This window comes from Streptomyces resistomycificus (assembly GCF_001514265.1).
Classification (GTDB): domain Bacteria; phylum Actinomycetota; class Actinomycetes; order Streptomycetales; family Streptomycetaceae; genus Streptomyces; species Streptomyces resistomycificus.
The window spans coordinates 49,348-62,863 of the sequence record NZ_KQ948997.1 but is presented as its reverse complement, the minus strand read 5'-3'; the positions used below and the strand labels follow the sequence as shown (position 1 = coordinate 62,863).

Annotated in this window: 14 protein-coding genes and 1 riboswitch; of the genes, 7 read left to right on the top strand and 7 right to left on the bottom strand. The window is 72.5% G+C overall.

Translation table 11 applies throughout. The features are described from left to right. Positions 1–13: 13 nt before the first annotated feature. Positions 14–580, bottom strand: a complete 567-nt coding sequence (locus AQJ84_RS27890) for an SAV_6107 family HEPN domain-containing protein (protein ID WP_030039373.1) — start codon at positions 578–580, stop codon at positions 14–16. 195 nt (positions 581–775) lie between these two features. Between AQJ84_RS27890 and AQJ84_RS27885 the strand changes: the two genes are divergently transcribed. The 5 genes from AQJ84_RS27885 to AQJ84_RS27865 all read left to right on the top strand — a co-directional run bounded on the left by AQJ84_RS27885 (position 776) and on the right by AQJ84_RS27865 (position 7,063). Next, the gene (locus AQJ84_RS27885) at positions 776–1,654 is read left to right on the top strand and encodes an ATP-binding cassette domain-containing protein (RefSeq protein ID WP_078631736.1); all 879 of its coding nucleotides are present in this window, start codon (positions 776–778) and stop codon (positions 1,652–1,654) included. Beyond that, on the top strand, positions 1,626–3,710 hold the full coding sequence (locus tag AQJ84_RS27880; protein ID WP_053191226.1) for a YhgE/Pip family protein: 2,085 nt from the start codon (positions 1,626–1,628) through the stop codon (positions 3,708–3,710). The genes AQJ84_RS27885 and AQJ84_RS27880 overlap by 29 nt, the downstream gene beginning before the upstream one ends. Before the next feature lie 92 nt (positions 3,711–3,802). Then, positions 3,803–4,432: a TetR/AcrR family transcriptional regulator gene (locus AQJ84_RS27875; protein WP_030039371.1), complete on the top strand. Its 630-nt coding sequence runs from the start codon at positions 3,803–3,805 to the stop codon at positions 4,430–4,432. A gap of 443 nt (positions 4,433–4,875) precedes the next feature. Next, positions 4,876–5,541, top strand: coding sequence for a DUF4126 domain-containing protein (locus AQJ84_RS27870; protein WP_051869712.1), 666 nt, complete (start codon positions 4,876–4,878; stop codon positions 5,539–5,541). A gap of 10 nt (positions 5,542–5,551) precedes the next feature. Then, on the top strand, positions 5,552–7,063 hold the full coding sequence (locus tag AQJ84_RS27865) for a phytoene desaturase family protein (protein ID WP_198536371.1): 1,512 nt from the start codon (positions 5,552–5,554) through the stop codon (positions 7,061–7,063). 7 nt (positions 7,064–7,070) lie between these two features. Here AQJ84_RS27865 and AQJ84_RS27860 read toward each other — a convergent pair whose 3' ends face one another. The 6 genes from AQJ84_RS27860 to AQJ84_RS27835 form a co-directional block, all read right to left on the bottom strand. Then, entirely contained in the window at positions 7,071–8,036 is a 966-nt protein-coding gene (locus tag AQJ84_RS27860; RefSeq protein WP_030039368.1) for an SCO2102 family sporulation regulator, read from the bottom strand. 56 nt (positions 8,037–8,092) lie between these two features. Then, entirely contained in the window at positions 8,093–9,016 is a 924-nt protein-coding gene (gene metF / locus AQJ84_RS27855; RefSeq protein WP_030039367.1) for a methylenetetrahydrofolate reductase [NAD(P)H], read from the bottom strand. Positions 9,017–9,123: 107 nt separating this feature from the next. Then, positions 9,124–9,801, bottom strand: coding sequence for a thiamine phosphate synthase (gene thiE, locus AQJ84_RS27850; protein WP_030039366.1), 678 nt, complete (start codon positions 9,799–9,801; stop codon positions 9,124–9,126). Between the two features lie 106 nt (positions 9,802–9,907). Then, positions 9,908–10,279 (bottom strand): Rv2175c family DNA-binding protein, encoded by a 372-nt coding sequence (locus AQJ84_RS27845; RefSeq protein ID WP_030039365.1) that lies wholly within the window; start codon positions 10,277–10,279, stop codon positions 9,908–9,910. A gap of 64 nt (positions 10,280–10,343) precedes the next feature. Further along, positions 10,344–11,585, bottom strand: a complete 1,242-nt coding sequence (locus AQJ84_RS27840) for an NAD(P)/FAD-dependent oxidoreductase (protein WP_079022723.1) — start codon at positions 11,583–11,585, stop codon at positions 10,344–10,346. A gap of 32 nt (positions 11,586–11,617) precedes the next feature. Beyond that, on the bottom strand, positions 11,618–11,968 hold the full coding sequence (locus tag AQJ84_RS27835) for a hypothetical protein (protein WP_030039362.1): 351 nt from the start codon (positions 11,966–11,968) through the stop codon (positions 11,618–11,620). Positions 11,969–12,020: 52 nt separating this feature from the next. Next, positions 12,021–12,132, top strand: a riboswitch (TPP riboswitch). On the opposite strand from AQJ84_RS27835, the gene thiO reads away from it, so the two are divergent. Both thiO and thiS read left to right on the top strand, forming a co-directional pair. Further along, positions 12,130–13,317 (top strand): glycine oxidase ThiO, encoded by a 1,188-nt coding sequence (thiO, locus tag AQJ84_RS27830; RefSeq protein ID WP_030039361.1) that lies wholly within the window; start codon positions 12,130–12,132, stop codon positions 13,315–13,317. Its footprint overlaps the riboswitch before it by 3 nt. Further along, positions 13,314–13,514, top strand: a complete 201-nt coding sequence (gene thiS / locus AQJ84_RS27825) for a sulfur carrier protein ThiS (RefSeq protein ID WP_030039360.1) — start codon at positions 13,314–13,316, stop codon at positions 13,512–13,514. The genes thiO and thiS overlap by 4 nt, the downstream gene beginning before the upstream one ends. The last annotated feature ends 2 nt before the right edge of the window (positions 13,515–13,516 follow it).

Sequence of the window (13,516 nt, the reverse complement as noted above, 5' to 3'; positions counted from 1 at the left end):
GCCGGGCGGGACGTCAGCCCGCGTCCGGGTAGTCGCGGTCGCCGGTGGCCCCGGCCTCCGGCTGGTCCCCGTCCTGGCGTGGCTGGGGCAGGACGGGCTGGAGCACCAGCAAGCGTTCGACGAGCCGTAGGAACATCGCCACGTCGCGGATCAGATCGTCGGCGTCCCGGCGGCCGGCCGCGCCCTGGATGCCCGCCTCCGCCCGGGCCCGGCGCCGGGCGCCGGAGGCGAAGAGCGCGCTCCACTCGGCGAGCTCGGGCGCTATCTCGGGGAGCACTTCCCAGGCGCTCCGGATCCTGGCCCTGCGCCGGGGCGTGGGCTCCGGGCGCCCCCGCGCGGCGAGCACGGCGGCGGCGGTGCGCAGGGCGGCCAGATGTGCCGTGGCATAGCGCTCGTTCGGGGTTTCCAGTGTGGTGGCCTCGTCGAGGCCGGCGCGGGCCTGGGCGAGCAGGTCGAGGGCGGCCGGTGGGGCAGTCGTCCGGCGGAGCACGGGGTGCACGTCGCTCGCCGGGCCGTTCAGTGAGGGGGCAGGGCCGGAGGCGCGGCGCCGATGGGCGGCGGCTGCGTGGTAGCTGGCCATGACGAACCTCCTGTCGTCTGTGTGACGGCATGTCCTGTACGGGATGCCGTATGCGCCCATCGTGCGGTATGCCACTGACAATCCGTTCTGAGCTGGGCTTTTGCTTCGATCGAAGGTTCGGGCTAGTTTTTGCACTGACCAGTCAGTTCAAAAACCGTGTCGGTCCGGAAGCACGATGCGGAGACAGGGGGAGCTGTGGACGCAGTCGCTGTCACAGCCGAGGGGTTCGGGCTCAAGGGCCCGCGCGGCTGGGCGTTCCGCGGGGTCCACGTCGACGCGGCGCCCGGCTCGCTGACGGCCGTCGAAGGGCCCTCCGGGTCGGGGCGCACGTGTCTGCTGCTCGCGCTCACCGGGCGGATGAAGGCCACCGAGGGGACGGCGAGCGTGGGCGGGGCCCGGCTGCCGAAGCAGCTGACGGCCGTACGCCGGGTCAGTGCCGTGGCCAACGTCGCCGGTGTCACCGACCTCGATCCGGCCCTGACCGTGGGGGAGCACCTGCGCGAGCGGGCCCTGCTGCAGCGCCGTTTCGGCGACTCCCCTCGGGGGCTGCTGCGGCCGCGTGCCGAGCGGGTGCGGGAGGCGAAGCTGCGGATCGACGCCGCGCTCGGCGCCGCGGGGCTGGACCGGGAGGCGCTGCCCAAGGGTGTCCGGACCGCCGTACGCGACCTGGAGCGGCTGGAGGCGCTGCGCCTGTCCGTCGCCCTCGCCCTGATCAGCCGGCCTCGGCTGCTGGGCGTCGACGACGTCGACCTGAAGCTCTCGAGTACCGAACGGGACGAGGTCTGGGCCCTGCTCAGGTCTCTGGCCGAGGGCGGGACCTCGGTCGTGGCGGTGTGCAGCGAGGCCCCCGAGGACACCGTCCGAGTGGCTCTCCAGCGGGAGAACGAAGGCCCCGGGCCCGCCGACCACCGCGAACCCGACGGCCACGAATCCGAAGACGGGCACGAAACCGTCCACGAGCACGAGCACGAGCACGAGCACGAGCACGAAAGCGTGCACGAGACCGACGTGCACGAGACCGAGACCGAGACCGAGGGGAAAGCCGATGCGCTCGCCGCGACTCGCCACGCTTGAGCTGCGCCGCTTCGGCAGGGGGAAACTGCCGCGCGCCGCACTGGTCGCGCTGCTGGTGCTGCCGCTGCTGTACGGAGCCCTGTACCTGTGGTCCTTCTGGGACCCGTACGGCCGCCTGGACCGCATTCCCGTGGCGCTCGTGAACGATGACAGGGGCGCCCGTGCCGACGGGAAGAAGCTCGCGGCGGGCGACGACATCACCGAGGGGCTGCGCGACAGCCAGGTCTTCGACTGGCACGAGGTGAGTGCCGACCAGGCACGCGCGGGCGTGGAGGACGGCACGTACTACCTGTCGCTGACCATGCCGGCCGACTTCAGCCGCCGGATCGCATCCAGTTCGGGTGATTCCCCTCGGACCGGTGCTCTTCAGGTCCGTACGAACGACGCGAACAACTACATCGTCGGGCAGATCTCACGGACGGTGTTCAGCGAGGTGCGCACGGCCGCGTCGACCAAGGCGTCGCGGTCCTTCCTGGACCGGATCTTCGTCTCCTTCTCGGACATCCACGGTGAGACGGTGCGGGCCGCGCGGGGGGCCGACGACCTGGAGGGCGGCATCGGCAAGGCGGAGCAGGGCTCCAAGGACCTCGCCGACGGCCTCAAGGACGCCAAGAAGGGCAGCGGCAAGCTCTCCACGGGGCTGACGAAGCTCACCGGTGGCGCGGACGACCTGGAGGACGGGTCGAAGCGGGTCGCGCAGGGCACGCAGACCCTCGCCGACAAGGTCAACGGCCTCGCGGACAAGGTGGGCCCCTTCCTGGCGGACAACGACGAGTCCATCGGCGACACGGCACAGCTCGTCGCCGACTCGGCGGCCGGATTGCGCCGTGACCTCGACACGCTGGTGCGCAGGGCGCCGACCGCCGCCGAGGAGGCCCACACGAACTCAGCCACCCTGGACGCCGTCTACCAGGCGCGCTGCGAGGACCCCCTCCTGCCGGACGCCGCGTGCGCCGACCTGAAGAAGGCAAAGCAGGCCGCCGCGGACGCCGCCAAGGTCGCCGACGACGTCAACACGTTGATCGCCGACCTGAGCGGCGACCTGAAGAAGCTCGACGGCCACCTCGACACGCTCCAGAAGCACGCGCAGACGCTCGCCGACCGCGCGCCGCACCTCTCCGAGGACCTCGACGACGCCGTGTCGAAGATCAACGAGCTGAACACGGGCGCCGGCAAGGTCGCCGCGGGCGCCAAGCGGCTGCACACGGGGCTCGGTACGGCCGAGACCGGCGCCACCGACCTGGACCAGGGCGTCGGCGACCTGAAGACGGGTGCCGTGGACCTGAACGGCGGCATGTACAAGCTCGTGGACGGCTCGGGCGAGCTCTCCGACGGCCTGCACAGCGGCGCCGAGCAGATCCCGGACTACGACAGGCAGGACCGCGACCTGCGCACCGAGGTGATGGCGGACCCGGTGCGGCTCGTCTCCGAGGACCTGCACAAGGCGCCCAACTACGGCACCGGGTTCGCGCCCTACTTCATCCCGCTGTCCCTGTGGGTGGGCGCGATGGTGGCCTACATGCTGATCGCGCCGCTGAACCGGCGGGCCCTGGCCGCGGGCGCGTCGGCCTGGCGGATCGCGCTGGCGGGGTGGCTGCCGGTGGTCGCGATCGGAGTGCTCCAGACGGTGGCCCTGATGTCCGTGCTGCACTGGGCGGTCGGCCTGGAAATGGCCCGGGCGGCCGGGACCGTGGGCTTCCTGTTCCTGGTCACGGCGTGCTTCGCGGCGATCGTGCAGTGGCTGAACGCGCGCTTCGGAGCGGCGGGACGGATCCTCGTCCTCGCCCTGCTGATGCTCCAGTTGACGTCCGCGGGCGGCACCTACCCCGTGCAGACCAGTCCGGCCTTCTTCAACGCCCTGCACCCCTTCCTGCCGATGAGTCATGTCGTCGAGGCCCTCAGGAGGCTGATCACGGGCGGTGGCCTGGGCCCGGTGTGGGAGGCGTGCGCCGTGCTGGCCGCCTTCACCGCGGGCGCCCTGGCGCTGACCGCCGTGTCGGCCCGCCGCCGCCAGGTGTGGACGCTCGACCGGCTGCACCCGGAGCTGACCCTGTGAGGCCCGACGCGACTCCTCCGGCGACCGCGGTGACTGCTCCGGCGGCCGCTCCGGTGACTACGGACAGGCGTGCTCCTGTGACAATCAGGACCATGGAAAGCAGCAGCGCCACGCCGGGTGTCAGCACGCGCCGTGAGGCGACCCGGCAGAAGCTCTACGAGGCCGCCGTCACGCTCATCGCCGAGCAGGGCTTCTCCGCCACCACGGTGGACGAGATCGCCGAGCGGGCCGGGGTCGCCAAGGGCACGGTCTACTACAACTTCGCGAGCAAGTCGGTCCTCTTCGAGGAACTGCTGCGGCACGGCGTGGGCCTCCTCACCGCGTCCCTGCGGGAGGCGGCGGAGGAGACGGCCCGGCAGGGTGGCGGCAAGGTCGACGCCCTGGACGCGATGATGCGCGCGGGGCTCGTCTTCATCCAGACCTACCCGTCCTTCACCCAGCTCTTCGTGGCGGAGCTTTGGCGCACCAACCGGGCCTGGCAGTCCACGCTGATGGTGGTCCGCCAGCAGGCCGTCGCCGTCGTGGAGCGCGTGCTGCGCGAGGGCGTGGAGAACGGCGAGTTCAGCGACGAGCTCGACGTCCAGCTGACCGCCGCCGCGCTGGTCGGCATGGTCCTGGTGGTGGCCCTCGACTGGCAGGCCTTCCAGCCGGAACGCTCCCTGGACGACGTACACGCGGCGCTGTCCCGGCTGCTCCAGGGGCGGGTCAGCGGGCGCGGCTGACGGGCCGAGGTGCGGGTCAGCGGGCGCGGCGGAGCAACCGCGCCTGAGCCCGCCCGCAGACGAAAGCGCCGGTCCGCTGTGGCCGCGTCCCCCGCGGGCCACCTCGAACCGGCGCCTCCTCCTGCTCCCCCGTTCCCCCGTCCCCCGTACACCCCCGCTCCCCCGTTTCCCCGCCGGACCCCCGTTCGGCCGTCCCCCGGGTCCCCCCGTGCCTCGCTCCCGCCGACACCGGCCGGCGGAAGGAGCGGATCGGGGGCGGCTCCGTTCCGGCGCCCCGTGTCGCCGGTGCCGGAGCCGTGCCCCTTCTCCGTGCCTCCACTCTCTCGTTCACACAGGTCGGGGCCCATCCGCGCGCGTACTCATCTCTCCCCCTAGGTACGCGTACTCAGTCGTGCACGCTCACCCCTACGACGCCGTGTCGCCGACTGGTTACGATCGCGTCCGTGTCCGTACTCCCTCTCGTCTTCACCAGCGGCTGGGCCAGCGGCGTCAACGCCTACGCCGTGGTGCTGCTGCTCGGCGTGTTCGGCGCCACGGGGCTGAGCGACGACGTTCCGGAGACGTTGCGGCGCCCCGAGGTCCTCGTCGCGGCGGGCGTGCTGTTCCTGTGTGAGGCGGTCGCCGACAAGATCCCGTACGTCGACTCGGCCTGGGACGCGGCGCACACCGTGATCCGGCCGGTCGCCGGTGCCTGGGTCGGGGCGCTGCTCGCCGGGCAGAGCGGTTCGCTCTCCGACGTGACGGCGGGCCTGGTCGGCGGTTCGACCGCGCTGGCCAGCCACGCGGTCAAGGCCGGGACCCGGATGGCGGTCAACTCCTCCCCCGAGCCGTTCAGCAACGTGATCGTGAGCCTCGCGGAGGATCTCGGGGTCGGCGCGATCGTCACGTTCGCGATGTTCAACCCGCGGGCGGCGGCGATCATCGCGGGTGCGCTGCTGGTAGCGGGACTGTTCGTGCTCTACTTCCTCGTCTCTCGCATCCGCCGTTTCCTGCGGCGAAGAGCCCGGCGACGCGAGGAGAGACGGCCGGCCGCACGGACGGGTGGCCCCCGGGCCGACGTCCAGGCACCGGGGCCGACCGCCGACCCGCCTGTCGGTGGCGGCCGATAAGGTCGCGGGCATGGCACGGATTGCGGTGATCGGCGCCGGGATGGGCGCGATGGCGGCCGCTGCCCGGCTGGCCGTCGCGGGCCACCGGGTGGCGGTGTACGAGCGTACGGAGACGTACGGCGGAGCGGTGCGCCGCTTCGAGCGTGACGGCTTCTCCTTCGACACGGGTCCGGGGCTGCTCCCCCTCCCGGCGGTCTACCGCGACCTGTTCGTCAAGACCGGCAAGGAGCCGCTGGAGTCCTGCGTCGAACTGGTCCAGGTCGACCCGTCCTCCCACCACGTCTTCGCGGATGACACCCGCGTGTCGCTGCCGAACGCCTCGCGCGCGGGCGTCGTCGCCGCGCTGGACGAGGCGCTCGGCCCGGGTGCGGGACAACGCTGGGGCGACTTCCTGGTGCGGGCCCGCGAGGCCTGGGACCGCACCCGCAGGCCGCTCCTGGAGGAGCCCCTGTGGCCGAACTGGTCGGTGCTGGCCGAGCGCGAACCCTATCCGGCCGTCCCCCACAAGCGGCTGCTGCGCACCCGCCGGGCCGCCACCCTCGCCGAGATCGGCGCCTGGGAGCTGCGCGACCCCCGGCTCGTCGCCCTCCTGGACCACCACGCGCTCGCGTACGGCCTCGACCCGAGCGACGCTCCGGCGAGCGCGGCCGTGCTGCCGTACCTGGAACACGCCTTCGGCACCTGGTATGTCCGCGGCGGGATGCGGGAGTTGGCCCGCGCGGTGTACGAGCGGTGCGTGGCCAGAAAGGTCGAGTTCGTCTTCGGTGCCGAGGTCACCCGCGTACTGGAGAAGGACGGCCGGGCGGCCGGCGTCGAGTTCGCGGACGGGACCGTCGCGGAGGCGGACACGGTCGTCGGCACCGGGCCCGGGCGGCTGGGTGACCTGGTCCGGGGCGGCGCGCTGTACACGGCGGGGGCCGTCGAGCCGCGTCCTGAGGGCCTGGCCAACGGCCGGGTCGTGGTCTGTCTGGCGCTGCGCGGCGCCCGGGCGGCCGACGCCGCCCACCGCACCGTCGTGCACGGCCGGGACCCGGAGAGCGAGCTGGAGTTCTTCACGCTCGGTGTGCCGCCCGAGCACCCGACCGTCCGCATCGACCGGCCGGACGATCCGGCCCTGCGCCCCGACGACGCCCACGAGGCCGTGGTGCTCACCTCGACGGTGCCGTCACTGACGCGCTACGACTGGAGCGCGGCCGGTGCCGCCGACTCCGTCGCCGACCGGATGGTCACCGCCGCCGAGCGGGCGATGCCGGGGCTGCGCGAGCGGATCCTGTGGCGCGAGGTGCGTACGCCCGTGCACACCCGCGAGGAGACGGGCTCCGAGGGTGGTGGCGTACCCGCGCCGGCCCTGGCCTCGGCCGCGGGGACCCGGCTGTATCCGGCCAACACCACGGCGATACCGGGCCTGTTCAGCGTCGGGGGCTGGTCGCATCCCGGTGGCGGCCTCGCGCACGCCGGCATGTCAGGCGCGCTGGTGGCCGGACTGATCGTGGAGGGGCCGGAGTTCCGGGGCTCTCAGTGACGGCCGGTCAGAACCGGTACTGCTCGTCGTAGTCGTTGCCCTGCGCCTGGCCGTTGCCCTGGTAGGGATACGACTGCTCCGGCGGGAGGTCGCCGCCGTAGGGGTCGTCGGTGTTGCGCTGCTGCGGCACCCACACCCCGCCGGCCGGTGTCTCGCCATAGGTCCCGGTGCCGTACTGGTCCTGGCCGTAGCCCTGCTGGTCGTACTGCTGCTGACCGCCGTAGGAGGCGTCGTACGAGCCGCCGCCGTAGGTCTGGGTGCCGATGTACGGGTCGGAGTAGGCCGCGTACTGCTGCTGGCCGGCCGTTTCGTAGCCGTACTGCTGCTGGTCGTAGCCGGAGTAGCCGTCGTACCCGTAGGTCTGGTCGGCGCCCTGGGCCGCTGCCGCGTACTGGTCCTGGCCCTGGCCCTGGTCGGCGCCCGGGTAGGACGAGGCGCCGGTGTATCCGGGGTTTCCGTATATGCCGTAGGAGCCGGTGTCGTCGGGCATCGGCTGCGGCTCGTACACCGAGGTGCTCTCGGCGGCCGTGGGAGCGACCGGGCGGGCGGGGGTGAACACGTCGTCGCGGTCGTAGTCGTCCTGGCCGTAGGAGCCGGTGTCCTGACCGTACTTGGCGTCGTCGCCGAACCCGGTGTCGACCGCTTCGAGGCCGGTGACCTCAAGGGCGGGGTCCTGACGGTCCGCCTGGCCGCGGCGCCGCTTCGTGCCGTCGGCACCCGGCCGGCTGACCGCCCAACCGGCCGCGAAGCCACGGCGGAAGGAGAGCGTGACGTAGGTCTGGCCGACCGCGAAGGCGACGGCACCCAGACCGATGACGACGACCGAGGGGATCAGGACACCGAGGACGACGCCGAGGAACCCGCCGAAGGCCAGCAAACGCCAGCGCAGACGCGCCTTGTACTGCAGCAGCACCTCGCCCAGCAGCCACAGCGCGACGATGCCGAACGCGATGTAGAGGACCGTCCAGCCCATGTACGCCCCTCTCCCAGTGGCCGCTACGCAGTGTGTCGTATGTGGGTGCGACCGGTCTAGGCCTGCGGTGGGTGGTGCAAACCCAGGTTCTCGTAGATTTCCAGCGTCGCCGTGGAGTTGTTGAGCGTGATGAAGTGCAGTCCGGGCACTCCCTCGGCCAGCAGCCGTGCGCAGAACTCCGTGGCGTATTCGATGCCAATGGAGCGTACAGCGGCCGGATCGTCTTTTGCTGTGAGGATTCGCTCTTTCAGGGCGTCCGGGAAGGCCGCGTTGGTGAGCGAGGGGATCCGGTCCACGGTCTTCACACTGGCGATCGGCATGATCTCGGGAATGATCGGGGTGTCGCAGCCCGCGGCCGCGACCCGGTCCCGCAGCCGCAGATAGTCCTCCGGGTGGAAGAACATCTGGGTGATCGCGTAGTCCGCGCCGGCCCGGCACTTGTCGACGAAGTGGCGGACGTCGGTGTCCCAGTCGGCGGAACGCGGGTGCATCGCGGGGAAGGCCGCGACGCCGACGCAGAAGTCACCCGAAGCCTTGATCAGTTCGACCAGTTCGGCGGCGTAGGCCAGGCCCCGGGGGTGCGGCACCCAGTCACCCATGGGGTCGCCGGGCGGGTCGCCGCGCAGCGCGAGCATGTTGCGGATCCCCGCGTCGGCGTACTGCCCGATGATGTTGCGCAGGTCGGCCACCGAGTGGTCGACCGCGGTGAGGTGGGCGATCGGGGTGAGTGTGGTGTCCGAGGCGATCGCCTCGGTCGCCTTGACCGTGCCCGCGCGGGTGGAACCGCCGGCGCCGTACGTCACGGAGACGAAGTCGGGCGCCACCGCCTCGACCCGGCGCAGCGCGTTCCACAGGTTCCGCTCGCCCTTGGGGGTTTTCGGGGCGTAGAACTCGAAGGAGTACGTCGTCTTGCCGGTCGCGAGCATGTCGCGCACGGTGCGGGCGTGGTCCGACCTGGTGGATGCGGTGCCGAGGGCCATACCGGCAGGTTAGTCAGGGCGAGACGGTCACCCAACCAGATCACGGAACTTTGCCCGATTTGTCTTTTTGTTGTCCACCCCTCGGACACCTGGGGCCACGAGGGGCGTCACGCCTGCCGCAGCCGCTTGGTGAACTCGGCGGCCGCCGCGCCCGGGTCGTCCGCCTCCGTGATGGCCCGCACGACCACGACCCGGCGCGCCCCCGCATCCAGCACCTCGTCCAGATTGCCGAGGTCGATGCCGCCGATGGCGAACCAGGGGCGGTCGGTGCCGAGCGAGGCGGTGTACCGGACCAGGTCGAGGCCGGGGGCGTGACGGCCGGGCTTGGTGGGGGTGGGCCAGCACGGGCCGGTGCAGAAGTAGTCCACACCCTCCTGGACGGCGGCGGCCGCGGCCTCGGACTCGGAGTGCGTGGAACGGCCGATGAGGATGTCGTCGCCGACGATCGCGCGCGCCGCGGGGACCGGGAGGTCGCCCTGCCCCAGATGGAGTACGGAGGGACCCCAGGGATGCGCGGCCCGCGCCGCGTGCGCCACGTCGGCGCGGTCGTTCACCGCGAGGACCTTGCCGTGCGCCTGGCACCGGTCGGCGAACAGTTCCAGCCGGTCCAGCTCCTCGTCGGCCTCCAGGCTCTTGTCCCGCAGCTGGATGATGTCCACGCCGTTGTCCAGGACCGCGTCCAGGAAGTCGCCGAGGTCGCCCTGCTTCCCGCGGGCGTCCGTGCAGAGGTAGAGCCGGGCGTGGGGAAGCTGGGCGCGGGCATCGGTGTCGGACGTGTCGGGCATGCGTGGGTCCCCCCATCTCGATGGCGTACGGGCCGCAGTGAACCACGGCCGTGGCCTGGTCGGCCGCGGCCCGTACGCCGGACGGTGTTCGATCAGCGTGCGCGGATCAGACGGCGAGCGCCTGGGCCCGGCGCTTCACCTCCGTACCGCGGTTCTCGGCCAGCGCCTGTGCGGGGGTGCCGGGCAGGCTCTCGTCGGGGGTGAAGAGCCATTCGATCATCTCTTCGTCGGTGAAGCCGTCGTCCCGCAGGAGCGTCAGGGTGCCGGTGAGGCCCTTGACGACCTTCTGCTCGGCCCCGTCGATGAAGGCGGCGGGGACGTGCAGTGCGCGGTTCTCACCACGGCGTACGGCGATGAGCTGGCCCTCCTTGACCAGCTGCCGCACACGCGTCACCTCGACATCGAGCATCTCTGCGATGTCGGGGAGGGTGAGCCAGGCGGGGACGAGAGCATCGATCTTTGCGTCAATCTCGGTCACGGGACAAGCGTGCCATCCCGCACTGACAGTCGGAAGCCAGGCCCGCCCGGCCTGCGGCTTCGCACTACGCCGTGGCCGCCTTCAGGGGCCTCGCCGGGTCGGTCAGCAGCCCGGGGTCCATCAGTGTGCCCGCCTCGATCAGCCGGCGCCCCTGCGCCAGGTCCCGGGGGCGGCCCACCGCCAGCAGGGCGACCAGGCGGCGCTCGCGCAGCCAGCACACGGTCCAGGCCGGACCGGAGGGGTCGCCGCGCCACAGGGTGGTGTCGGCCGACGCGTGGTGGCCGGCGTACTGGACGAAGCGCCCGAACTGCTCGGACCAGAAGTACGGGACCGGGTCGTAGCGGGCCGGGGGCTCGTCGGTGACCTCGCCGACGATGTTCGCGGCCACCGTGCGCGGCCCCTGCAGGGCGTTGTCCCAGTGGTGGACCAGCAGACGCTCGCCGTACCTCCCGGACGGGAAGGAGGCGCAGTCGCCGACCGCGAAGACGTCCGGTACCGAGGTGTGCAGACGGTCGTCGGCGACGACCTCGCCGTGGGCGCCCAGCTCGATGCCGGAGCCCGCGAGCCAGGCGGTGGCGGGGCGGGCGCCGATGCCGACGACCACGGCGTCGGCGGGCAGCCGGGAGCCGTCGTCCAGCAGCACGGCCCCCGGTGCGACGTGCCGCACGCGCGCGTGGGTGCGCAGCGAGGCCCCCGCGTCGCCGTACCAGGAGGCCATCGGCGCGGCCACCTCGGCGGGCAGCGCGCCGGCGAGCGGCCGGTCGGCGGCCTCCACGACCGTCACCTGGCAGCCCGCCTCGCGGGCCGCCGTGGCGAACTCGGCGCCGATCCAGCCCGCGCCGACGACCACGATGTCGTGCTGCCGGGCGAGCACCGGGCGCAGCCGCTCGGCGTCGTCCAGGGTGCGCAGCAGATGCACGCCGGGCACGCCTTCCGCGCCCGGCAGCCGGATCGGTTCGGCACCGGTGGCGAGGACCAGGACGTCGTAGGGCACCGGCCCTTGGGCGGTGTCCAGCTCGTGCTCGGCGGGGCGGACGCCGAGGACCTCACGGCCGAGCCGCAGTTCGATGCCGAGCGCCTCGAAGTCCACGTCGAAGGCGGAGTTCTCGGCCTTGCCGAGCAGCACGGCCTTCGACAGCGGCGGCCGGTCGTACGGCTGGTGGGGCTCCGCGCCGATCAGTGTCACCGAGCCGGTGAAGCCCTGCTCCCGCAGGGCGACCGCGGTCTGCACCCCGGCCATGCCCGCGCCCACCACGACGACACGCCGCGGCGTGGGCGTTCCCGGTTCCTGCGTCTGCTCGCTCACCTGATCACCATAGACAACTGACAGACAGTCAGTCAGGGGCTGTGCTCGGTGACCTGCTCCACGACGCTCGTCCCGCTGCCCGTCTGCGACTCCCACTCCCAGCTCTCCTCGAGCCGCACCCGGCCGTCGGACAGCACGACGACGGCCGACACGCAGTGCCCCGAGGACGTCGTCCCGTCCTGCTTGAGCTGTACGTACCGGAAGTCCAGACGGTCGCCCTCGCGCGTCCCCACCAGGTGCCCGCGGACGACGTCCCCGCCCGCGTACTCGGCCCAGACCTCGCCGTCCCTCTCGTGGTAGGTGAAGCGGGTCCGTGTACCCACCTGACCCGGGGCCTGGTCGGCGACGGGTGCGAGGACGAGACCGTCCAGCGAGCGGGACATGACGAAAGGCTCCCTTACAGAGGCGCGGAACCAAGGGCTAGGGTGGCCAACGTAAAGCACTCGCGGGAGCCCGGACGCACCGGGCTGAGAGGGAGGCTGGCGGCCTCCGACCGTACGAACCTGATCCGGGTCATGCCGGCGAAGGGAGGGGCTGGACGCCCATGTCGCGTACGTCCGACACGTCACACACCTCGGAACACACCTCAGACGTCCTGGTCGTGGGGGGCGGGATCATCGGCCTGGTCACGGCCTGGCGGGCCGCGCAGCGCGGTCTCGCGGTCGCCGTCCTGGACCCCGAGCCGGGCGGCGGGGCCGCCCAGGTGGCGGCCGGGATGCTGGCCGCCGTCACGGAACTGCACTACGGCGAGCAGACCCTGCTCGGCCTCAACCTGGAATCCGCCCGCCGCTATCCGGACTTCGCGGCCGAGCTCACCGACCTCACCGGGCACGACCTCGGATACCGGCGATCCGGCACGCTCGCCGTCGCCCTGGACGCCGACGACCGCGCCCATCTGCGTGAACTGCACGCACTGCAACGGCAGTCGGGTCTGGACTCCGAGTGGCTGTCCGGGCGGGAGTGCCGGCGCCTGGAACCGATGCTCGCGCCGGGCGTGCGCGGCGGGCTGCGGGTCGACGGAGATCACCAGATCGACCCCAGACGGCTCGCCGCGGCCCTGGTGGCGGCGTGCGAGCGGGCCGGGGTCGCTTTCCACCGCACCTGGGCCGAGCGGCTGTCGGTGGTCCGGGAGCGGGCCGCCGGTGTGGTCACGCGCGAGGGCGAGGTCCTGGGCGCCGGACAGGTGGTGCTGGCGGCCGGCAGCCTCAGCGGACGGTTCCCCGGGGTCCCGGACGACGTACTGCCGCCCGTACGGCCGGTGAAGGGGCAGGTGCTGCGGCTGACCGTGCCGCAGCGGTACGCGCCGTTCCTGAGCCGCACCGTGCGGGCCGTGGTGCGCGGCAGCCAGGTCTACCTGGTGCCGCGCGAGAACGGCGAGCTCGTCGTCGGCGCGACCAGCGAGGAGCTGGGCTGGGACACGACGGTGACGGCAGGCGGGGTGTACGAGCTGCTGCGCGACGCGCACGAGCTGGTGCCCGGCATCACCGAGCTGCCGCTGACGGAGACCCGGGCCGGTCTGCGCCCCGGCTCCCCCGACAACGCGCCGCTGCTCGGCCCGACCGGCCTGGAGGGCCTGCTGCTGGCCACCGGGCACTACCGCAACGGCGTGCTGCTCACACCGGTCACCGGCGACGCCATGGCGCACGTCCTGACCACCGGTGAACTTCCGGACGAGGCCCGCCCCTTCACCCCCAGGCGCTTCGGCGCCGTCCTCACGGAGCAGCCCGCATGAACATCTCGGTCAACGGCGAGCGGCGCACGGTCGCTCCCGGCACCGCCCTCGACGCCCTCGTACGGTCCCTCACCGCGGCGCCCTCCGGCGTGGCCGCCGCGCTCAACGAGACCGTCGTCCCCCGCACGCGGTGGTCCACCACGTCCCTCTCCGAGGGAGACCGCGTCGAGGTCCTCACCGCCGTCCAAGGAGGCTGACC

Bases quoted from the DNA above. Each gene is read 5' to 3' on its own strand.
- AQJ84_RS27890 (WP_030039373.1), bottom strand. From the start codon at position 580: ATGGCCAGCTACCACGCAGCCGCCGCCCATCGGCGCCGCGCCTCCGGC.
- AQJ84_RS27880 (WP_053191226.1), top strand. From the start codon at position 1,626: ATGCGCTCGCCGCGACTCGCCACGCTTGAGCTGCGCCGCTTCGGCAGG.
- AQJ84_RS27875 (WP_030039371.1), top strand. From the start codon at position 3,803: ATGGAAAGCAGCAGCGCCACGCCGGGTGTCAGCACGCGCCGTGAGGCG.
- AQJ84_RS27865 (WP_198536371.1), top strand. From the start codon at position 5,552: ATGGCACGGATTGCGGTGATCGGCGCCGGGATGGGCGCGATGGCGGCC.
- AQJ84_RS27860 (WP_030039368.1), bottom strand. From the start codon at position 8,036: ATGGGCTGGACGGTCCTCTACATCGCGTTCGGCATCGTCGCGCTGTGG.
- metF (WP_030039367.1), bottom strand. From the start codon at position 9,016: ATGGCCCTCGGCACCGCATCCACCAGGTCGGACCACGCCCGCACCGTG.
- thiE (WP_030039366.1), bottom strand. From the start codon at position 9,801: ATGCCCGACACGTCCGACACCGATGCCCGCGCCCAGCTTCCCCACGCC.
- AQJ84_RS27835 (WP_030039362.1), bottom strand. From the start codon at position 11,968: ATGTCCCGCTCGCTGGACGGTCTCGTCCTCGCACCCGTCGCCGACCAG.
- thiO (WP_030039361.1), top strand. From the start codon at position 12,130: ATGTCGCGTACGTCCGACACGTCACACACCTCGGAACACACCTCAGAC.
- thiS (WP_030039360.1), top strand. From the start codon at position 13,314: ATGAACATCTCGGTCAACGGCGAGCGGCGCACGGTCGCTCCCGGCACC.